The 20,688-nt window shown below is 44.8% G+C and carries 17 protein-coding genes; 7 read left to right on the plus strand and 10 right to left on the minus strand.

Features of this window, described 5'->3' with window-relative positions; translation table 11 throughout:
- Positions 1–29: 29 nt before the first annotated feature.
- The gene (locus AM228_RS04445) at positions 30–2,855 is read right to left on the minus strand and encodes a serine protease (protein WP_054464910.1); all 2,826 of its coding nucleotides are present in this window, start codon (positions 2,853–2,855) and stop codon (positions 30–32) included.
- A 190-nt stretch (positions 2,856–3,045) separates the two neighbouring features.
- Complete coding sequence (locus tag AM228_RS04450) at positions 3,046–3,579, minus strand: COP23 domain-containing protein (protein ID WP_054464911.1); 534 nt, start codon at positions 3,577–3,579, stop codon at positions 3,046–3,048.
- Between the two features lie 84 nt (positions 3,580–3,663).
- On the opposite strand from AM228_RS04450, the gene AM228_RS04455 reads away from it, so the two are divergent.
- Positions 3,664–3,816: a hypothetical protein gene (locus AM228_RS04455; protein ID WP_156331531.1), complete on the plus strand. Its 153-nt coding sequence runs from the start codon at positions 3,664–3,666 to the stop codon at positions 3,814–3,816.
- An 858-nt stretch (positions 3,817–4,674) separates the two neighbouring features.
- On the opposite strand, the gene AM228_RS04460 is transcribed toward AM228_RS04455, so the two are convergent.
- The 5 genes from AM228_RS04460 to AM228_RS04480 form a co-directional block, all read right to left on the minus strand.
- Positions 4,675–5,808, minus strand: a complete 1,134-nt coding sequence (locus tag AM228_RS04460; RefSeq protein WP_054464913.1) for a trypsin-like peptidase domain-containing protein — start codon at positions 5,806–5,808, stop codon at positions 4,675–4,677.
- 84 nt (positions 5,809–5,892) lie between these two features.
- A complete protein-coding gene (cobT, locus tag AM228_RS04465) occupies positions 5,893–7,023 on the minus strand; it encodes a nicotinate mononucleotide-dependent phosphoribosyltransferase CobT (protein ID WP_054464914.1) in 1,131 nt (376 codons plus the stop codon).
- Positions 7,024–7,350: 327 nt separating this feature from the next.
- Positions 7,351–8,133 (minus strand): DUF2232 domain-containing protein, encoded by a 783-nt coding sequence (locus AM228_RS04470; protein ID WP_054464915.1) that lies wholly within the window; start codon positions 8,131–8,133, stop codon positions 7,351–7,353.
- 172 nt (positions 8,134–8,305) lie between these two features.
- Positions 8,306–8,797 (minus strand): universal stress protein, encoded by a 492-nt coding sequence (locus AM228_RS04475; protein WP_054464916.1) that lies wholly within the window; start codon positions 8,795–8,797, stop codon positions 8,306–8,308.
- 506 nt (positions 8,798–9,303) lie between these two features.
- Positions 9,304–10,014: a Crp/Fnr family transcriptional regulator gene (locus AM228_RS04480; protein WP_054464917.1), complete on the minus strand. Its 711-nt coding sequence runs from the start codon at positions 10,012–10,014 to the stop codon at positions 9,304–9,306.
- 101 nt (positions 10,015–10,115) lie between these two features.
- Between AM228_RS04480 and AM228_RS31825 the strand changes: the two genes are divergently transcribed.
- The 5 genes from AM228_RS31825 (at position 10,116) to pgsA (ending at position 16,389) form a co-directional block, all read left to right on the plus strand.
- Positions 10,116–10,373 (plus strand): hypothetical protein, encoded by a 258-nt coding sequence (locus tag AM228_RS31825; RefSeq protein WP_156331532.1) that lies wholly within the window; start codon positions 10,116–10,118, stop codon positions 10,371–10,373.
- Positions 10,349–10,483, plus strand: coding sequence for a hypothetical protein (locus tag AM228_RS36010; RefSeq protein ID WP_255353149.1), 135 nt, complete (start codon positions 10,349–10,351; stop codon positions 10,481–10,483). Before AM228_RS31825 ends, AM228_RS36010 begins: the two co-directional genes overlap by 25 nt.
- Before the next feature lie 410 nt (positions 10,484–10,893).
- Complete coding sequence (locus tag AM228_RS04490; protein ID WP_054464919.1) at positions 10,894–14,238, plus strand: hypothetical protein; 3,345 nt, start codon at positions 10,894–10,896, stop codon at positions 14,236–14,238.
- Between the two features lie 836 nt (positions 14,239–15,074).
- Positions 15,075–15,692 (plus strand): sugar transferase, encoded by a 618-nt coding sequence (locus AM228_RS04495; RefSeq protein WP_231636627.1) that lies wholly within the window; start codon positions 15,075–15,077, stop codon positions 15,690–15,692.
- A gap of 163 nt (positions 15,693–15,855) precedes the next feature.
- A complete protein-coding gene (gene pgsA / locus AM228_RS04500) occupies positions 15,856–16,389 on the plus strand; it encodes a CDP-diacylglycerol--glycerol-3-phosphate 3-phosphatidyltransferase (protein WP_054465048.1) in 534 nt (177 codons plus the stop codon).
- Between the two features lie 85 nt (positions 16,390–16,474).
- On the opposite strand, the gene AM228_RS04505 is transcribed toward pgsA, so the two are convergent.
- The 3 genes from AM228_RS04505 to AM228_RS04515 all read right to left on the minus strand — a co-directional run bounded on the left by AM228_RS04505 (position 16,475) and on the right by AM228_RS04515 (position 19,219).
- Positions 16,475–17,413, minus strand: a complete 939-nt coding sequence (locus tag AM228_RS04505; protein ID WP_054464921.1) for an NAD-dependent epimerase/dehydratase family protein — start codon at positions 17,411–17,413, stop codon at positions 16,475–16,477.
- Between the two features lie 205 nt (positions 17,414–17,618).
- Positions 17,619–18,053 (minus strand): hypothetical protein, encoded by a 435-nt coding sequence (locus tag AM228_RS04510; RefSeq protein ID WP_054464922.1) that lies wholly within the window; start codon positions 18,051–18,053, stop codon positions 17,619–17,621.
- Positions 18,050–19,219 (minus strand): AAA family ATPase, encoded by a 1,170-nt coding sequence (locus tag AM228_RS04515; protein WP_054464923.1) that lies wholly within the window; start codon positions 19,217–19,219, stop codon positions 18,050–18,052. Before AM228_RS04515 ends, AM228_RS04510 begins: the two co-directional genes overlap by 4 nt.
- 412 nt (positions 19,220–19,631) lie before the next feature.
- Between AM228_RS04515 and AM228_RS04525 the strand changes: the two genes are divergently transcribed.
- Complete coding sequence (locus AM228_RS04525) at positions 19,632–20,300, plus strand: hypothetical protein (protein ID WP_054464925.1); 669 nt, start codon at positions 19,632–19,634, stop codon at positions 20,298–20,300.
- The last annotated feature ends 388 nt before the right edge of the window (positions 20,301–20,688 follow it).

Raw genomic sequence — 20,688 nt, forward strand, 5'->3', positions numbered from 1 at the left:
ATCAACAAACAACAATCAACCAACAACAATTACTCTAATTCCCGAATTCTTGCTAAAGCATCTTGATAATCTTCTTGTTTGCCCTGTTGCCGATACAATTCAGCAGCTTGACGAAAACTCTCCAGGGCTTGACGTTTATTTCCCTGTTGGCTATAAATAACACCTCGATTATAGTAAGCATTGGCATCTTCAGGATTAATCCTAATCGCTTGGTTATAATCCGCGATCGCCGAGTCTAATTTTCCTTGGTTGGCGTAGGCAACACCTCGGTTGTTGTAAGCTTCGGCATATTCAGGATTAATCTTAATCGCTTGGTTATAATCCGCGATCGCAGAGTCTAATTTTCCTTGGTCGGCGTAGGCAGCACCTCGGTTGTTGTAAGCATCGGCATCTTCAGGATTAATTCTAATCGCTTGGTTATAATCCGCGATCGCAGAGTCTAATTTTCCTTGGTCGGCGTAGGCAACACCTCGGTTGAGGTAAGCTGAGGCTAATTCAGGATTAATCTTAATTGCTTGGTTATAATCCGCGATCGCAGAGTCTAATTTTCCTTGTTTGTAGTAGGCAAGACCTCGACCGACGTAAGCATCGGCATATTCAGGATTAATCTTAATCGCTTGGTTATAATCCGCGATCGCCTGGTCTAACTTTCCTTGGTCGGAGTAGGCAGCACCTCGACCGACGTAAGCATTGGCATATTCAGGATTAATCTTAATCGCTTGGTTAAAATCCGCGATCGCCTGGTCTAATTTTCCTTGGTTGTAGTAGGCAAGACCTCGGTTGAGGTAAGCAAAAGGGTGAGGTTTGATTTCAATTGCCTGGGTATAAGCGGCAATAGCCTCCTCATACCGCTTTAAATTCCACAAATACAGACCTTTATCCCAATAAAGTACCGCATTCGGGCTTCCCTGCTGGGTACTAATAGCAATAGCCCGGTCTATGGCGGTGACAGCTTCGGAGAATTTCTTTAAAAATGACAATACTCTAGCTTTTTGCTGCCATGCGGGATAAAAGTCGGCTCGATGTTTAATCGCCTGCTCAAAAGAAGCAATAGCCTCTGGATACTTCCTTAAATCTCTCAAAGCCAAACCGCGAGCATACCAAGCTTGGTAAAAATCTGGTTTTCGCTGCACTGCTTGGTCAAAAGCCTGCACTGCCCGTTCATATTCAAATATCCGCCAGAGTTGATTGCCATAATTTACCCAGTCTCCCTCGTCCGCATCTCCCGAAGGCACCGTCGTCGCAAACAAATTCTGCCGGACTTCAGCATCTTCCGGCTGACTCAGCACTGCTACTGGGGTAGTTTCTACCTGCAACCACTTCTCCTGCATTCCCAAACCCTTCGCCAACCCCACAAAGGTACTCACCGGCACGCCGAAACTATAACCCAGCAGCACCTCCGCCAACGCATCTCCATCCGCAGCCGCATGAAAGCCAGTCACTCGTCCTTGACTATCCAACACCGGCCCGCCACTCATTCCTTTATAAGTAATATTGGTATAGACCAACTCATACCCTTGATTCTCTGGATTTGCCTGACTTTGGGCTAAAGACTCGTCATATCTTTCTAATACCGCCCCCATGTCCTTACTCCAAGTAATTCCCCCAGTCAATAACCGGCGATTTTCTTGATTAGCAGGCCATCCCGACACAAACACCCAACGCCGTTCTTCTGTGGGTATGCGATAATTTGCCAGAGTTGCCACCGTATATGCTTGGGGACTGGTAAACTGCACCACTGCCAAGTCCATTGCTTCGCGAGTCTTCACCTCTGTCACCGGATACCGCACCCCGTCCGGTGTCACCACTTGGTAGCTACCTGGTCCACTTACTACATGGGCTGCCGTTGCCACATAATAAGTATTCCCATCTCTAGCCACAATAACTCCCGACCCCGGACCCTTTGCCCCTTCAATTCGCACCGTAATCTTAGCGGCAATAGCATCTACCCTTGCCACCACCCCAGTAAAAGCCCTCTGTTCTGGGGCAACCACGGGGGGATTCTCTTCCGGGGCAGGCACGGGGGCACTGCCCCTACCGCCACTCCCCTGCCCCTCTGCCCCTCCGCTCCCCTGCTCCCCTGCTCCCCTGCTCCCCTGCTCCCCTGCCAGTCCCAAAGCCAACTGCACCGGAATGGCCCAACTTAACCGCCGCATTTCCTCTCGTTGAGCGGCATTAGGTTGCGACCCATCCATAAATGTATAAGCATCGTCCAAAATCGGATAAGCACTCAAACCATTAATCCCAACTACCTCACCCTGTTGGTTTAGCAACGGCCCGCCACTCATACCGGGAATCACCTCATTGCTATATCCCAACTGATAGCCATCAATCAAAGCGCGAGCCGAAAACAGAGACAACTGTCCCTGTGTCACCAAAAAATTCCCCGTCTCTTCAGGAAAACCCGCAGCCCACACCGGCTGTCCCACGGATATATTAGTATTAGCTAACCTAGCCACGGCATAACTCTTGCTACTGCGAAACTGCAACAAAGCCGCATCCAAGCCAACCACACTAGACACCAAAGCCTCTTGCGCTTCATAAACCTCACCGTCGGGGGTTTCCACTCGATACGGCGCCCCCGCAGTCAGCACATGGGCATTAGTCAACACCGTATAAACCCCGTTTTCCTGGGCAATTAAAACCCCCGACCCTCGATTATCCTTAACCAAAACCCGCACCGTAATTGCCCTAGCTGCTTGATAAACCGGGTGATTGGAATTAGTCAAAGGCGCTATTTTGTTAGTAGTTCTATCAGTGACTTGGGCTACCACTGGCTGAGGGGAACTCAACCCCATACCACCGGGCAGAATTAACAAGCCAGCAATAGAAGCGAGGATAGGAAAAAATTTCATAACATTCGTTGTTGGTGGTTGGTTGTTGGTGGTTGGTTGGTTGTTGGTTGTCTTCCTTTGTGTCCCTTCGTGCCTTTGTGGTAAAAATATCTTTTAAACCACAAAGACACAAAGGAACACGAAGGAAATAACAACAGAAACCCCTTTGTGTCCCTTCGTGTCTTTGTGGTAAAAATATCTCTGACCAGAATTACTCCACAGGGGCAGTCCGCAAAAACCGCTCAATATCCACTTGGATATAAACTTGGTCTTCTTGCCCACTTTGGCGAAGCGTTGCCCCAGCGCGACCTTTGAGAACATCGTTAAGCTGACGCAATACCGCCATAGCGTTATCTTCAGGCCGTAAAGTCAGTAACAAATCTTGACAACTCCCTCCTTCTTGTCTGGCAGTGCAAATCGCCCGTTGGCCATTCACCGTGCCATTGGTCAGATAGCGAATACTGCCATTTTCATAAGCCGTCTGAAATCGCGGCGATACCTCTTGACAACGCCGTTCTGGAGTCCATGCGCCATTCCCCAGAGTAGAAGTCCAACGAACAACGGCAATTTTGCCCCGTTCAGTCCAAGCGTAGGTGGTCGGAATTTTTTGATTTGTCGCTTGGTCAAAAGCCTCGCGGCAAATAAACTGTGTTTCGTTAGAACCACTTTGACCCATAGCCGCGCTGCTAGTAACTACCAAAGTGGCAGCCGCAGCGATCGTTGCAGCGAATAGTTTAATCTTCATGGCTATTTTTTTGTGATAAGTATTTTTCTTATTATATATCGATTTTTTGTTGGTTGTTGGTTGTTGATTGTTGGTGGTTGGTTGTTGATTGTTGGTTGTTGGTGGGAACCCAGAAACCGGGTTTCTTTGGTGAATCAAACAGTTAACGGTGGCAAGCAAGCCAGAAACCCGGTTTCTCAGCCCCCACAGCCAACCCAGAAACAACCCAGAAACCGGGTTTCTGTGGTGGATATGTAGGGGCGAATGGCCATTCGCCCCTACTGTTTATTGCGAATAAGAAACCCGGTTTCTGGGGGTTTGGGGGTTGCCTGTGGGGGTAGAGAAACCGGGTTTCTGTGGTGAATATGTAGGGGCGAATGGCCATTCGCCCCTACTGTTTATTGCGAGAAAGAAACCCGGTTTCTTAATCCCAACAACATGCATAATCCCTACCCATCAACAAACAACAAACAACCATCAACAAACAACAAACAACCATCAACAAACAACAAGCAACAATTAGTCAAGAATTCAAGATATTGTTAAGATTTACTACAATTTTATTGATAATTTTCGCAAAAAGCTTGACGAATTTATGGGGGTTGTGTTAAATTAAAAATAGCAAAGTTCGGGGGGATAGTGTGCCTATACGCCAAAAAAACGGCCAAAACCCCGATTATACGGTAATTAAAGCTCTTTTTTGCCCTAATTCTCAGCCTAATGTTTGACAAATTTTAGGCTAAGGCTGGATTGCCTTTTTTTGCACCCCTTGACAAATTTGCTGATTTATGCTTTGGGGTATTTGCATTACAAAGACATATTTGAACCACAAAGACACAAAGGAACACAAAGGAAAGAGAATTGTTGGTTGTTGGTTGTTGGTTGTTGGTTGTTCGTTGTTCGTTGCCCGATTCCCTGGTTCCCAGGGAGACCCTGGGAACCCCAGTAAGCGAGGCAGAGCCTCGTGTGTGTGTCAATCATCAACAAGTAACAGGAGGCAGTAGGGGCGAATGGCCATTCGCCCCTACGAAAGCATTCCCAGGCAGAGCCTGGGAACGAGAGGACTCTGCTCCCCTGCTCCCCTGCTCCTCTGCCCCTCTGCCCCCCTGCCCTTTCTTACTGAGCCGTAGCCCTGATGGTATAACTGCCGCTTTCCCCCGGTTCAAAGGCATTGGCAATTACGGTGTAAGCCCCACTTTCGGGCAAGGTGATGGTAATTCGAGCATTAAAATTACTGGCAGAAATATCATCATTTTGTTCCAATTTACTGCCGTCCGGTTTGAGTAAGAATAAGGTGGAGTCAATTTCTTGACTATTCATTTCTATGGTTACTCGTTGACCGGCTTTGCCCTCAAATCCATAGACTTTATAGTAGCTATTGTCCGGTAAGGTGTTGTCCCCCTGCCCTAAGCGTCCGCTAATCGCTTGCCCGTTCAAAGGTAAGCCTTGAGTTTGATTGTTGGGTCGCGGTTCTTGTCTCTGGCTAGAACGAGGAGCATTGCCTTGATTTAAGGCAACTAAAAACGGCTGGAGTCGGTCGATCGCGATCGCAAAACTAATCCCAATATTGCCCTGACTCCGCCCAATTACACCCTGGTCATTCCTGACTTCTGGAGTAATAATAGAAGTATTCACCCCAATTACTTGCCCTTGAGAATTCAACAATGGCCCCCCAGAATTTCCCGGATTAATGGCAGCATCATGTTGAATTAATCCCCGTCGAGCATCATATCGACTGACTACCCCAGCGGTAAAACTATTGCGATATTCTGCACCGAAAGGAGTACCGATCGCATAAACGGACTGTCCGACGGTAATCGATCCAGAACTAGCTAAAGGCAAGGTCGGTAAATTACTAGCCCCGCGAATTTTCACCGCTGCCAAATCCAAACCATTAGCAGCAAATCCCACAATATCCCCTTGCACTTTTTGTTCATTAGCCAAAACAATTGTCACTGGGGAGGTAGCATTTTGCACCACATGAGCATTGGTAATAATTAACCCATCGCTGCTCACAATAAAACCGCTACCGGAACCGCGATTAGTTTGAATCATTACTACAGCGGGACTCGCTTGTTCATAGATTCTAATTCGTTCTTGTTCGGCGCTATTTTGGGCTAGATTTTGTGCTATAATATCCGTTGGCAAATGATTGGCTTTTGCTACATTTTTATCCGCATTAATAACGGTAAAAGTTAACCCGAAATAGGGTAAAGTTGCTATTATTAATAGACTAATTTTGTGCCACATAATTTTAGTGATTGGTAATTGCCGTAGGGACACGGGCGTTACGCCCATGTCCCTACGATTATGATTACAATTATGCCAATGCAATTAATCCCTGACACAGCGATCGAGCAAGTTTTCGATTAAGTCCAGCATATAAGCTTGATCCCAGTTTTGCCAAAGATGGGCTGCGATCGCACAAGAACCTGCTGCCACCCCTTCCTTAACAAATCCCCGTTCATAAGCTTGCAATTGGGGATAACGAGACTGGGCAAAACTCAAAGTAGTCGCCAATAACGGCACATTGCCCACCAACGAAGCCAAGCCGACCGTATCTCCTGTGGGGTCTTCGGCGACCCACCGGGTCGTCCCCACCACAATATTTTCTGGTCGCCAAGACAGATGATAAGTATGCGCGATCGCCTCAGCCAAGGCATAAACCGCCAGCATTTGCGTCCCCCCGGCCAACATCACTCCCCCATAACGACTAGCCGCGATCGCCATTCCTGCCACAGCCACTTGCATGGGATCGCCCACTGCGGCCACCACCCGCAATGGATCGGCTGCACCCCTGCCCAAAAAAATTCGCTTAGATTCGCTTAGACCTGACCGTTGCCAACCTTGCTCAACAACTTGTAACTTCTGACCATGATTGCAACGGGGATGACTACTATTCACCTTACCCGCAGCAGCAAAGCCCAATCCCAGCAACACCGCCAAAGCCGTAGTAGTACCGCCAACCACGCATTCGCCCAAAATCACATAGTGATGGCCTTCTGCACCTATAGAATCACTCAGTTGCTTGCCCCACTTCAGACCCTGACTCAATAAATGATTCACCGTAGCCAAAGACAAAGCGTTGCCGGTGGTCACACAAGCGGCAGGAGTCCCACCGAGGTCAATATGCGGCACTGGTGGGGCTAATGGTAAACCGGCATTAAAAATATAAACAGGCATTTGCGTGGCTGCCACCACAGCGCGAGAAATCACCACGGGAGAGGCCCCGGCATCTAGGGGTGGCAAGGGATACTTAGGATTAGCCTGTGACCCGTGATATAAAAACTCCGCATCAGCGATCGCGGTAAAGCGGCGATCGGCGGGAGTTGCCCCTGCAGCGGAAATTCCGGGCTGCAACCCCGTCTCCGTAAAGCCCAACACGCAAGCCAAAACCGGGGGACAATGACGATAAACCTCCAACCATTTTTTGGCTTTTTTTCTCTCGGTATAAATTCTAATCATCAGTTCATTTGGTTTATTTATCTAAATATCGGAACACAATTAATGGCACTTTTCGTTTCCCGATGTAAATTCTCGGATTCCCGCATATAGGGAGGAAAGAGAAGGGAGGAAAGAGAAGGGAGGAAAGAGAAGGGAGGAAAGAGAAGGGAGAATATAATTCCCTCTTCCCTCTTCCCTCTTCCCTCTTCCCTCTTCCCTCTTCCCTCTTCCCTCTTCCCTCTTCCCTCTTTTCTCTTTTCTCTTTTCTCTTCCCTCTTCCCTCTTCCCTCTTCCCTCTTCCCTCTTCCCTCTTCCCTCTTCCCTCTTCCCTCTTTTCTCTTTTATCGCCTATTCTTCATCCAGCAAAACTTGCACCCAATTTGGTGGAGGAGGAATTGGATTGCCCAACTTTTCCAATAGCAACGATGCCGTTAAATGAACCGCAAACAGATAAATCAAATTATTCAGAATCACCATAAACACCGCCAAAGCTTGAATAATATATAAACTTGGCTGTGCCAGTAAACCCAAGCGCAGAAAAATCCAATCAACCAATTGGGTCATTTGGGTAGTCAAATACACCCATAAATCTTCACCCAATAATACAGAGAGCAACCAAACCCGAAAAAAGAAGCCAAAAGAACCCACCAAAGTACCCATCCAAATAGAAGCTTCCCAGGTGGCAGCCCGTCGCCACAACCAACCCAGCAAAACCCCTAATAATCCATAAGGCATCACAAATAAAATACTGCGGGTTGGTCCCATCAACACAGAGAGTAACAGTCCAGAAACCAAAGCGGACATCCAGGCCGATCGCTGACCCCAGCGCAAATAAACCAAAGCAATGGGAATGGGGAAAAAGATCCGCAACAGCGGGCCCAAAGGAAAATAGTAATTAATCAGCCAAATTAAACTAGAGGTACTGGCCAAAAAAGCGGTTTCCACCATGCTTAAAGGGGCTTGACCTTTTCGCCGTGACCGAGGGACGGAGTTGCCAGGGTCAATAGAAAGCCCACCAACGCTACCCGGATTAGACTGAGGAGCATTAGTGGGATTAGAGTTAAAGAGATTTTCCCGTTCTGGGGAATTGGCATCACCAGAGGTTGTGCCATCTTCAGGATAATTAATCATGCAAAAAAACAGCCATCAATTAAAGCAGAAAATTAAGTAAAACAAAAAATCAACAGAAATTCGTCAGATCGCCGACCAGACTAATGTATCAAAAATTCCTCAGCGACGGTCAAAACCAACCTAGAAATATGAACCAGACATTTCTATTCCCATATATTCCCAATCCTTGAGACTATGCAGAGAGTTTAGTAGGTTCAATCACCAGAACAGCACATTGGGCATGATGGATCACATAGTTACTGACGCTGCCGATCAAGGCTTCTACCAAGGCACTATGACCTTTTCTGCCAATAATAATCATCGACGCTGACCATTCTTGAGCGGTTTCACAAATAGAGTAACCGGGTTCGCCAATTTTGTATCGATATGAAATATTCAGTTCGTGATTTGTAGCCTGTTCGCACCGATATTTGAGTTTTTCCAGAGTTTCTTGAGTGCTTTGAATCACACGGTCTTGTTGTTGTCGGTAGTTGTAATTAATGTCTTCAATACCTAATCCCATTTCATAAGGAACGGAATTAATTACTTGGACATCATTATGGGGAATACAACGAAATAACATCAATTCAGCTTGATGAATTTTCGCGATTTCTAAGCCTTGTTTTAAGATATATTCGCTGAATTTAGAATCATCGATCGCCAGCACAATTTTTTGAAAAGACATGGGTAAATCTCCTGATGCTTGAAGTTTTTTTGTCAGTTGTAATCAGCAAGTTCAGAGAGAATCCAGTAGAATTTTTAACTAAAATTAACTAGAATTAACTAGGATTAACTAGAATTAACTAGGATTAACTAAAATTAACTAGGATTAACTAGGATTAACTAGAGTTAACTAGAGTTAACTAGAGTTAACTAGAGTTAACTAGAAAAAAATAAAACAACCTCACCCCTGGATCTCTTTAAGCGATGAGCAGGCGGAGGATAACTAAGCATATCTGTTAAAAATTCTTCAGGAATGATTCACACTAATAACTTAACTCAATTACAGCGCCAATAGAGATTTTCGCAGCAAAACTTGACAATTCCTTGGGGCTTCCAGTCAGAAGCCCGGTTCGCTGTAGCTGCTCCTTGAAACCGATGAAATGTCCCACCCGTTCTGGGGGTGGGTGTTTCGGCTGCCGAGCCAGATCGGGAAATAAGGCTGATTGGAAAGAAAATAATTGGCGTGGATTAAACCAGCAAGCGTTCTAAAGCATTTAAATCGGGAATGCAAAGGATGTCGCGATCGCGCTGAATCAAGCCGCGTTTTTCCAGCTTACTCAAAACTCTGGTCACAGTTTCTCGTGCCAGTCCACTCAAACTACTTAACTCCCGGTGAGGTAAATTGGGAATTTCGATCCCGGAATCCGATTGTTGTCCTTGACCATCGGCTAAAAACAATAAAATATCTGCCACTCGTGAGGTACTATCGGACTCTCGCAAGCGCAAGCGACGGTTGACTTGTCGCAATCTTCGTCCCATTAACTGAGCCAAGCGAATTCCGGCCAAAGGTTCCGTATGAATTAATTGGACAAAATCCTGGGCAGGCATATTGCCAATGGTAGTTGGAGCCAAAGTAATCACATCCGTAGAACGGGGTACTTCATCCAATGCCGCCATTTCGCCAAAGAGTTCTCCCGGCCCCAAAATATTCAGGGTTATTTCTTTACCATCTAAATTATAAGTGCGAATTTTCACCCAACCATCTAAAACGAAATACACCGAACCGCCCCAGTCATTTTCCAGCAATATCACCTGGTTGGGGGGATGAGTCCTACTGACAATATGAATGGTTGCTCTTTCGACAATCGGCTCTGGTAAGCCGGTAAAAAAAGGCGTTGCCCGAATTAATTTATCGATCTTGGGATCGATATCTCGCAAACTGCTATATTGATTGTCCATGAAGTCATCCTAAGAGTTAACACACTGGGATAAGTAAATTTGTTTTATAGATAGCAAACCACTCGGCTGGCGAAGTGCCGGAGGCAATCACGGAGGCAGAGATGTCATGGGAGATGTTCATTACTGACTCCTCTGCTCGTCGCCACGGAACAACCATAAGGAGCAATAGTCATCCCCCTGAGAGCAAAAGAGTGGAACATCAAATGGTAATCAAACAGGGATGTTCGATTTTTGCTGACTCTTTCATGGCTGCAATCAAGAACGAAATCACCAATAACGAAATCACAATCAACTACAATGAGCGAGCGATCGCGATTTCTCAAGTACCAAGTTTATGGCAAATTCCTGTCCAATCCTAGAGCCAGTTGAACCCAAGTTTCTGTACCTGAGCGATCGCCGAATTATGCGATCGACCCTGGTTTTCTCCGGGACGCTAACGCGATCGGGCATTCAAGGAGCTAATCGATAATTCGCCAAGGAATCAGAAGATGCTTTTTGCTGCATCTCCCACCGTAATCATAGTAGTCTATAGCTATAGTTAGTCTGTGTATGTTGAATTTCTATACTGCGATCATCAAGATATCCGTACCTGCTATGTACTGGAAACGGCAGATAGATGTGGCACAGAATGATTTATTTTCTCGGGCGGTGGGTTTGGCTTGGTAGGGTTTGCCCTCAACATAGATAATTTTTTAGGACTACCCTTAAATGAATGTGTCAGGGTAGGATAGTGAAGATCAGGGATTTTGGCCTTCACCAGAATCCACCGTTTATCACCCATCTTATAGCCCATCCCAACTAGGCCAAGAGAAAAATCGTGATTTTCTGAATGCTTAGGCTGGGTTCTCTCCATGAACTTTCTAGCAAGAGGTTCTTCCCATGAATTCCGAGCGCGACCAACTCCAAGCACTGATTACCGACATTGATGGAGTCCTAAGAAAAATGAGTTCCCGTATGGCATGGTGGATGTCAGGAGATACTCGACAAATTTTAGAGCGAGTGCGAAATTTTCTGGTCAACTTGGAGCAAAAAAACCAGGTTAATGCCACCTCGTCTCAGGATTCAGCCGCAGCAGGATCCATAGTGGTTCCCGCAGATGCCAACTCTGCGGTGTCTATGACCGGACAAAATCAGGCTACCGCCGCTTGGCAAGCCTTGGCGGGGGAAATGTTTACCCTGCGGACTCAGCTAATGCAGCCAATGGTCGCGGATTTGACGGCGTTGCAAGAGCAAAGGGACAGTCTGCTCAAAGAAATCCAAGAGCTAGAACTGCGCCGACACCATGATTATTCTCTGGCGCAACAACAGGCGAATCAACAAAAAATTATTTCAGAATTTTTGCACGTGCTGATGGGTCGATTACAGGAGAACTTGACCCAATCAGTGACTCAGTTTCTCTCTCATATCGAGTCCCAGGCATTAGCTTATGAGTCGAGAGATCGCGTTGGCAGAGGCACGCTCCCCGGAGATCCTCGCTCATCAATGGGAGAGCGACTTTTGGATCCCCAAGAGCGTCTGGAACACCTGAGAATGCTACAATCGCAGTCCGATCAGTTACTCATTTCTTTGGATAAAAATCTCCGAGTTATTTTTGAGGCCGTGCAAAGAAATGTTCATGCGTATCAAGATTCTTTGTTACAAGAGTTAGAAAAAATGCACCGTTTAGGGCAGCGCAACGAAGTGATTTTGAGCCAATTGGTGTATCAACTTGCTGAACAACTTGGTCAAGAATCTTCCACATCTTCTACATATTTACAACCCTCTCTGAAGTTAACTGAGGAAAAAGAAGCGACAAAATCCCCGGAAGCCGAATCAACAAAAAATCCTCCAGCGTCTCTGCTTTCCCCCAGCAAACCAGAAATTTTCTCGGAACTTATCTCCACTTCTGCGCCAAATAATTTAGGCGATCGGGAAACATATGATTTGCTAGAAGATACTCAAAACAGGGATAGCGATCGCCGCGATATCGACCTGAGTGTTTTTGAGAATTATGATGAGCTTAATTCAGAAGATGATAATATTGATTCAACTGATATTGATTCAGATGATATTAATCTGAATGTTTCTGATAATTCACAGGTCATCGATTCAACAGTTCGAGAGTCTTTGGCATCCCCAGAAGTAGTCCGTTCTCTGCAAAATATCAGCGAAATAATCTCGGAAATAGATTTAGCGGAAGAATTTTCTTCTGAATCATTTGTGAGCAAAGATTTATCAGAATTAACTTCAGAATTAACCTCTGAATTAACTTCAGAATTAACCTCAGACTTGAGCATTCAAGATAGCTATGTCTCATCGCCTCAAGAAAATTTATTAGGCACCGAAGAACCACTGAAGGAAAAGTCAACAACAGAATTGGCAATTGATACCAATATTATACAACAATTAAGTGAGGATTTGCTGAATTTACAAATCCAAGAAGATGAGAAGCTTGACTCAAATTTCGATGCAGCGGATTCAGTAGAATTAACCAGCCCCACTGGGGAAAACTGGGGTTGGGGAGAAGATATTTCCGAACCATCTATGGGCGAAGGCGATCGCATCACATTATCCCCAGAAATAGATTCTCCGGTCACTCCCCCTTCCAAGCAACCACCGACACCAGCCGCAACGACACCAACCGCAGCCCCAGCCGTAGCCCCAGTCAAAATCATCCGCCTCGAAGCTGTATCCCCGGCAACAGCGGCGGAACCAGCGGCGGATCAAGTGGCGGATCAAGTGGCCGATCAAGAGGATATTTTTGCTGACTTCATCAGCGAAGAACCCACTCCTTACCCCAGCCAAGCCGTCACCCTGCCACCCCAAAAAAATATTGAACTAGCAACAGCGGTGGATCAAGCGGCGGATCAAGTGGGCGATCAAGATCAAGTGGCCGATCAAGTGGCCGATCAAGTGGTCGATCAAGAGGATATTTTTGCTGACTTTATCACCGAAGAACCCACTCCCCCTTCCAAGCAACCACCGACACCAGCCGCAACGACACCAACCGCAGCCCCAGCCGTAGCCCCAGTCAAAATCATCCGCCTCGAAGCTGTATCCCCGGCAACAGCGGCGGAACCAGCGGCGGATCAAGTGGCCGATCAAGTGGCCGATCAAGAGGATATTTTTGCTGACTTCATCAGCGAAGAACCCACTCCTTACCCCAGCCAAGCCGTCACCCTGCCACCCCAAAAAAATATTGAACTAGCAACAGCGGTGGATCAAGCGGCGGATCAAGTGGGCGATCAAGATCAAGTGGCCGATCAAGTGGCCGATCAAGTGGTCGATCAAGAGGATATTTTTGCTGACTTTATCACCGAAGAACCCACTCCCACCTCCAAGCAACCACCGACACCAGCCGTAACGACACCAGCCGTAGCCCAAGCCGTAGCCCCAGTCAAAATCATCCGCCTCGAAGCTGTATCCCCGGCAACAGCGGCGGAACCAGCGGCGGATCAAGTGGCGGATCAAGTGGCCGATCAAGAGGATATTTTTGCTGACTTCATCAGCGAAGAACCCACTCCTTACCCCAGCCAAGCCGTCACCCTGCCACCCCAAAAAAATATTGAACTAGCAACAGCGGTGGATCAAGCGGCGGATCAAGTGGCCGATCAAGTGGCGGATCAAGAGGATATTTTTGCTGACTTTATCACCGAAGAACCCACTGCTTTACCTCAACCCACTACTCCACCTCAACCCACTGCTTTACCTCAAAACAAAACACAGCCGATTAAAACGCCGAATGTCAATCGGACAAAACCCCCAGCGGTCATTTCCGGTCAGGCGGTCAAGACGGTTCAAAAGGTTTCCAGTCCTCCAGTTTCTTTACCAGAGTCATCAATTAATGACCTGACCCTCGATGAGGTTTTTACCCAGTTGATCGCCGCTAGTCCAGCGCCGACCACATCCTCCGATTCAGAGGATTGGCTAGAAATCGGCGATGTTAACCCATCACCCTCAGCGATCGCTCCGGCACAACCCGAACCCGTCGATGAGATCAATTCCAGTATTGATAATTTCTTTGCCGGATTGGATCTTTCCACAGAAACTTCACAGAATGAAACATTGAATGATTCTGGGAATCAGGATTTCTCAGATATTGACCGTTGGATCTCGGAGCCAAATTCTGAGCTTAATCTCGAATCAGACGAATCCTCCAAATCAAACCTAGATGACTTTTTTGCCCAATTGAGCGATCTCACTTCGATGACTTCAATTCCTTCTGATGAAGACTTGTTTGGGTAAAACCACCTGGTGGGGACATTTTGTTCCCGAACATTTGACCAGAGGCTAGTCATCCGTATGACTACGGAGTAGCTGAAGATGATTGCGAATTTCCATCATAAATTTTTGTAAAATTCTGCCAATTTGGCAACATTCCCACTGGCAATTGCGGTTTGATCTAGTCAAGTCAAGTCATCCTGGAGACCCTCGCGGTTAGGCGTTGACTTTTGTCTTGCTTTTGTCTCAGTATTTACGCTGATTTATACGGAGATTTTTTGGCCATCTCATTGGTGCCATATGCGAGAATTTGCGGATGGCTAGGATGATATTAAGTTTTTGTACGGATTAAATATTGTTTGGTCTTTCTTGATTAACGGGTTTTAAATCTCCGGCAGAAGAGTCAAAAAAGACAAAGGAAACAAATTTTTGCGATCGGATGGGAAGCCTGAAAATTCTCATAATTCTTCAGATTCCTTATGGATGTCATTAATTATCTAGGTTTCCATAGAAAAAACCGATCTGACCTAGGAGGCATAAACAATCTTGATAATTTTACTTATTTTTTGGTAAAAAAAGAAAAACAAAAACTTACGAATATAACACAAGTAATCAAAAAAAATACTAGCCATCAGACAAGTTCTTAAAAAATTTAAAAAACTTCCGTGGATTTATAAAGATTCAGTAAAATGTCTGCAAAAACAGGGTGAAATCCGAAAAAATACGGATATATTGGCAACAACCAGGAACAAGAATATCTAAAGGATTGGGTTTTAGCCGTGATTACAAGTTCAAAAATACTTACTCCGGTATCTCTAAAGTCATTTCTTTTTGACAAAGGACTTCCGTGCGATCCGGCAATCGGCGAGGTGCATCAGTCAGTGAATAGTCAAATCAAGCGTTTCATCGATATTGTCGGCGCTTTGGTGGGTCTAACTATTACCGCAATTATACTGATACCTTTGGCGATCGCCATCCAAATCGACGATCCAGGCCCGATTCTTTACAGTCAAGTCCGTTGTGGCTATAAAGGTCGCCGTTTCCGAGTGTGGAAATTCCGGTCAATGGTCGTCAATGCTGATAAACTCAAGCATGTAGTAGAAAATCAAGCCAAAGGACTCATCTTTAAAAATACTGATGACCCTAGAATTACCAAGGTGGGTCGTTTTCTGCGTCGCACTAGCTTAGATGAGTTCCCACAGTTCTGGAATGTACTGATGGGTGATATGAGTTTGGTGGGAACTCGTCCCCCGACTCTGGATGAAGTGAGTCAATATCAACCCCATCATTGGCGACGTTTGGATGTGAAACCAGGAATCACTGGTGAGTGGCAAACCCACGGACGTTCTTCGGTAAAAGATTTTGAAGAGGTGGTCAGAATGGATCTGGACTACCAGCACAAATGGTCGGTGTTCTACGATATTGGGCTAATTGTCAAAACTCTAGTGGTGGTTTTAAATAAAGACGGGGCTTACTAAAATCGTCCCTACTTATTCAAGCAAAGATTTATCTCTAAAGATTTATTTCTAAAAATTTCATCGTTGAGAAAAAGTGATAACGTAGGGGCTGTTCTTCGGGCTTGCCCCTTAATTTTTTGTTTTTGTTGTTTTTGATTAATTTCTTTATTTTTGCCAAGTGTCTATTAATCTGCCGAACACCATTTCTTTTTCCCGTCTTTTGGCGGTGCCTTTTTTGCTTTACGGTTTGCACGATCCCACCCCCACGTCTCAATGGATCTGTCTGGGAATTTTTCTGGTGGCTGCCGGGACGGACTGGTTGGATGGTTATTTGGCACGAAAGCTCAACCAAGTCACTGAGTTGGGTAAATTTTTAGATCCGTTGGTGGATAAGTTGTTGGTGTTAGCACCACTGCTGGTATTTATTGAATGGAATGATTTGCCCGCTTGGGGGGTGTTTGTGATTTTGGCGCGGGAGTTGACGATCGCCGGTTGGCGGGTTAACTCCAGTCTCAGCGGCCCGATCGCCGGGGCGAATTTTTGGGGCAAGTTGAAAACGGTTTCTCAAATCGTGGCGATCACCTTATTAATGATTCCCATTGACTCTTGGAATTCTATCGGCGCGATCGCCTTCTGGGTATCCGTCGGACTTACCCTAATTTCCGGTCTGATCTATTTATGGCCACAAAAAAGCCCATCTACTTCATCAGTTAATTGATAATTGATAATTGATAATTATCAATTATCAATTATCAATTAATGCCAACCAACAACCAACAACCAACAACCAACAACAAATATAATTACTTAACGGCTGCCAGAATTTGATCGTCAAGGCTGAAATCTATTTCCGCTTTGTCTTGACCTTTTGCCAGATAATCTGTTTCCAAAGAGTCTCGCAGACCGGAAACTAAATCAAATTCAGGTTGCCAGTTGAGTTCTTGCTTGGCTTTGTGAATGTCGGTAAAAAAGTGCTGCACCCGCATGGGGAAAGCTTTCTGTTTGCCAAAGTCAAATTGTTTTGGATCGTAATGGACAATTTGAATCGAGTCAGGAGATTTTCCTGCCGCCGCCGCACAAGCACGGGCTAGTCCGTCAAAGGTGACACAGCGATCGCCAGAGATGTTATAAATTTGACCGATCGCTTGGGAGTTACCCAGAACTGCTGCCATTGCATTGGCAAGGTCTTGGCAGTGACCGAGTTGGGTGATGTGCATTCCGTTGCCGGGAATAGGGATGGGGCGATCGCGCATAATGCGGTCAAAAAACCAGGCTTCTAGAGGGTTATAGTTTTGCGGGCCGTAAATATAAACTGGGCGAATGGAAGTAAACGGAAGTCCTTGTTTTTCCAGATAACTTTCCGTTTCAAATTTGCCCTTGTGACGACTTTTTGGATCGACCGCATCCCCTTCCACATGGGGCATTTGATCGGATTTAAGATAAACTCCCGCCGAACTGACATAGACAAAATGTTTCACCTTGCCTTGGAAAATTTCTGCTAAGGGTTGGGTATCGCTGAGTTCGCGGCCATTGTTATCAAAAATCGCATCAAAACTTTCATGGGCTAATTTGGTTTTGATCTGTTCTGGGTCGGTGCGATCTCCGTGAATTTGCTGCACCCCTTCCACCGGGGCGGGTTTTTTGCCGCGATTAAATAACACAACTTCATGGCCTTTTTCTACCAAGATTTTTGTTAAATAAACCCCAATAAATCGGGTGCCACCCATAATTAGAATTCGCATAAAACTTTCTCCCAATACTCCAAATAATTAGATGATTTCCGGGTCATTTGCCGATGACTACAAACTTATCATCTTACAGTAATTTTGCAACCAGACCCGATATTTGATGCCTAGGATGTTTCAATGATTTAGTTTGGTTGACGGTTATGGGTGATTCGTGAGTTGTCGTCGCTTTTATGACAAATGCGTAATAAGTAACAAAAAATTAAGATAGAGTAAGTTGTCCAATCACCTTAATCCCTGATTTAGCTAACTTCCTTGCTTGAGAACTGTTTGGTAATATGTGGTTGCCACTAGAGGCAACCCAGTGAAAACTCTTTGGTTCTTGATTTAATTGAGGAGCATCTTGACTCAAAAAATTTTTTAACCAATGAAGCTTATTCAGAACTGACTGAACTTCACTGGTATCCGCAGGATGTACTTCGATAAAATGGGTTTTACCGTCATATCCAATTGCATAGTCCCAGCGGGGTTCGTTGGGATATTTTGATTGAAGTGCCATATCAATATCGACGCGGCCTTCACATTTTTTAGTATCTTCAGGTTTGACTTTACTGCTATTAGAACCTAGAGCTTTTAATCCACTTTTTAAGTAATTTGCTAACAGAGGATTATTCTTGATAGCTTCTGTAAAACTCATGCTTTCTCCTGAATTGCTTGTGACACCACATCAGAGACTTGACTACTAAAGCTGGTCAAGCCACCCCAATTCGCGATCGCCGAGTCATTGGCGAAAGGATCTAACGATGAAATATCTCTCACAAAAACCCCGGTTTTTTCCTGTTGAAAATAGTAAGTAAAAAACTGCTTGTTTTTAACGATATCATCAAATAATATCGTCAACTCTAAAGACTCGTTTACATCAAACAGTTTATAAAAATATTCACTCTGATAATTTTCTTCCTGGAAGCAGCGAATTGCCCAAACTGCTTCCAATAAAATCGGAGAGTGAGTCGAAACGATCACCCGATATCCTCGATGTAGCAGTTCCAAGCACATCATAATTACCGATAAAATTGCTTCGGGATGCAACTCCATTTCTGGTTCTTCTATCACCACCCAATCGATGTTGGATTTTTTCCACGGCGGTGATTTCGGCATCAGCCAGTAAAAGCCCAAAAGTAACGGCATAAATTCTCGTTGTCCAGCCGACCATGCCATGAAAGATAGAGTATTACCTTGCAGATTAAGTAGAATGCGTTTACGCATTCTAATCGTAGTAATTTTTACCTGAGCACCGTGAAAAATACTCCGATCTAAGGCTTCACTCAGATATTGTTTTAATAGACCTTTTTGGGGAAAAATAGGACTGCCTTGATTTCCCCAATCTTTTTGCATCAATAGCCGGAGATGCTCGCTAAAATTTCTCACCACATAAGGATCGCCAATTTCAAAGCTAAGAAACGATCTAGGCCATCCATTGTCCAGGGTGAGTACCCGCTGTGCTGGCATATAAAACAGCTTTTCTTTTGGCTCAATTTTACTTTTTAATAAATCCGCAATATTAATAGATTGTCGATCTAAACAACAATTAGTCTCTCTGCCCCAAATACTACGCATTCCTTCGCCAAAATAAAAGTCAATAAAATTGCCAATATTTTCATGGTTATTTCCGGTATCTGATTCCCATTCATATCCATTTGCTTTGATGTTATTAACAATATATCCACTATCGATCGCTAGTTTTATGGATTGTAATAAAATACTTTTGCCCGTAGCTTGTGGCCCGACCAACAGGGTGAGATACCCAAAGGTGATATCGGCTTTTTTGATTTGGCCTAGATTGGTTATAGAAAATTGCTGCATATTTCTTATGTTTTAAGATTAATTATTTAAATTAATACCAAAAAAAGTAAAAATAAGACTATTGTTATTTTTGACGATCTATTATTCCATTGCTATTGCTAAGGTTATCGCCATAACTGCGTCATATTTTACATAAAAATCATAATTTTTTTGCCTAAAAAATAACTTTAGATATTATTCTAGTATTTTTTTAAGTTTATTGAAATTAAAACTTGAGTTTAATATAGTTTTTTATTATAGCTTTTTTTGAAATAATTTTTGAAAAATTTCTGATTTCGTAATCGATCCCTCCCTGACCCTCTGAACCGCTCCGACCCGATCGCACCTGTGGCTCCTCTCGTTTGATCGATAAAAAAGTTAAAAAATCTGTCAAAACCGCTACAATAAAAAGAACGGGATTCAACATTGGGCCATGAATCAAAAACTTACAGCATCCCCAGTAGCCCGATCGATCGTCGCAGTGGAACCACTGTCTCACGATGGCCGAGAACTAGACTGGGAAGAAGTCAAGGATATCTGGCCAGAATTGCCCCTTCCTTATCGGTTAGTCGATCGCGTCCGGGTCTTGATCGAACGCCGAGAAGCCTTACCCGTCGCGAGAAAAGGCCAAAAACCCAGTTTGGCGATTCCCTTTGCGGATCTGCTGCGCGGAATGGCCGCAATTGCACAGGTAGGATTAGTGGGGGCGATGATATCCAGTATCATTTGGGTTAATGACCGGAAAGAGGCGATCGCCAATCGAATTGCTCATCCCCCACCGTCTAAGACTCGGATCATCTTGTCCAATGATTATGGCAACTACTTTGTTGTTTTTAATCGTCAAGAACGTCCCCACCTCTACTACCGCGTGACCTTGCAAAACCCCCCCAAAGATAAGAAATTATCACTCAGTTGTGATTGGATTGACCCCACAGGTCAAGTCGTACATCAAAACCTCTATCAAACAAAACTGATTAATCATAATGTTTGGATAAGTGCTTGTTCTTACCAATTGGGCGAGAAGGCAAAACCAGGGACTTGGCAGGTGAAAATGTCTTTGGGCGTTCGCCTGCTGACTCAGACTGAATTTATTGTTGAATGAGACAAACCGATTAGCAGATCGACTCCATCATAGCCGAAAAAAATTGATGAATCATCATTATTTTTTGACGGAAATGGCTCTCGTCTGGCTGCTGCAAAAATTTGATAGAATTTGTTTTTTTAGGCAATACCAAGTGATCGTGTATTGCCCATCCGCTAAAAAATAACTCATCAAGGAGTTTTTACCTTTTACTTAACCATAAAAAAAGTTTACCGATTTATTGGTTCAGATTCAGTTTACAGCGCAAATCTGCTGCGAGTAAACCACAGCCCCCTGTAGAGGCGATTCGCGATTCGCCTCTACATAAATATTTTACATAAGTTGTCTGTGGTTTATGAATTTCAAAACCGCTGTAAAATACTCAGTAAATCTGAACCGATCTAAACGC

Source organism: Planktothricoides sp. SR001 (assembly GCF_001276715.1).
GTDB classification, from domain to species: domain Bacteria; phylum Cyanobacteriota; class Cyanobacteriia; order Cyanobacteriales; family Laspinemataceae; genus Planktothricoides; species Planktothricoides raciborskii.

Coding starts and splice junctions, on each gene's coding strand:
- AM228_RS04445 (WP_054464910.1), bottom strand. CDS start 2,855: ATGAAATTTTTTCCTATCCTCGCTTCTATTGCTGGCTTGTTAATTCTG.
- AM228_RS04450 (WP_054464911.1), bottom strand. CDS start 3,579: ATGAAGATTAAACTATTCGCTGCAACGATCGCTGCGGCTGCCACTTTG.
- AM228_RS04460 (WP_054464913.1), bottom strand. CDS start 5,808: ATGTGGCACAAAATTAGTCTATTAATAATAGCAACTTTACCCTATTTC.
- cobT (WP_054464914.1), bottom strand. CDS start 7,023: ATGATTAGAATTTATACCGAGAGAAAAAAAGCCAAAAAATGGTTGGAG.
- AM228_RS04470 (WP_054464915.1), bottom strand. CDS start 8,133: ATGATTAATTATCCTGAAGATGGCACAACCTCTGGTGATGCCAATTCC.
- AM228_RS04475 (WP_054464916.1), bottom strand. CDS start 8,797: ATGTCTTTTCAAAAAATTGTGCTGGCGATCGATGATTCTAAATTCAGC.
- AM228_RS04480 (WP_054464917.1), bottom strand. CDS start 10,014: ATGGACAATCAATATAGCAGTTTGCGAGATATCGATCCCAAGATCGAT.
- AM228_RS31825 (WP_156331532.1), top strand. CDS start 10,116: ATGTCATGGGAGATGTTCATTACTGACTCCTCTGCTCGTCGCCACGGA.
- AM228_RS36010 (WP_255353149.1), top strand. CDS start 10,349: ATGGCAAATTCCTGTCCAATCCTAGAGCCAGTTGAACCCAAGTTTCTG.
- AM228_RS04490 (WP_054464919.1), top strand. CDS start 10,894: ATGAATTCCGAGCGCGACCAACTCCAAGCACTGATTACCGACATTGAT.
- AM228_RS04505 (WP_054464921.1), bottom strand. CDS start 17,413: ATGCGAATTCTAATTATGGGTGGCACCCGATTTATTGGGGTTTATTTA.
- AM228_RS04510 (WP_054464922.1), bottom strand. CDS start 18,053: ATGAGTTTTACAGAAGCTATCAAGAATAATCCTCTGTTAGCAAATTAC.
- AM228_RS04515 (WP_054464923.1), bottom strand. CDS start 19,219: ATGCAGCAATTTTCTATAACCAATCTAGGCCAAATCAAAAAAGCCGAT.
- AM228_RS04525 (WP_054464925.1), top strand. CDS start 19,632: ATGAATCAAAAACTTACAGCATCCCCAGTAGCCCGATCGATCGTCGCA.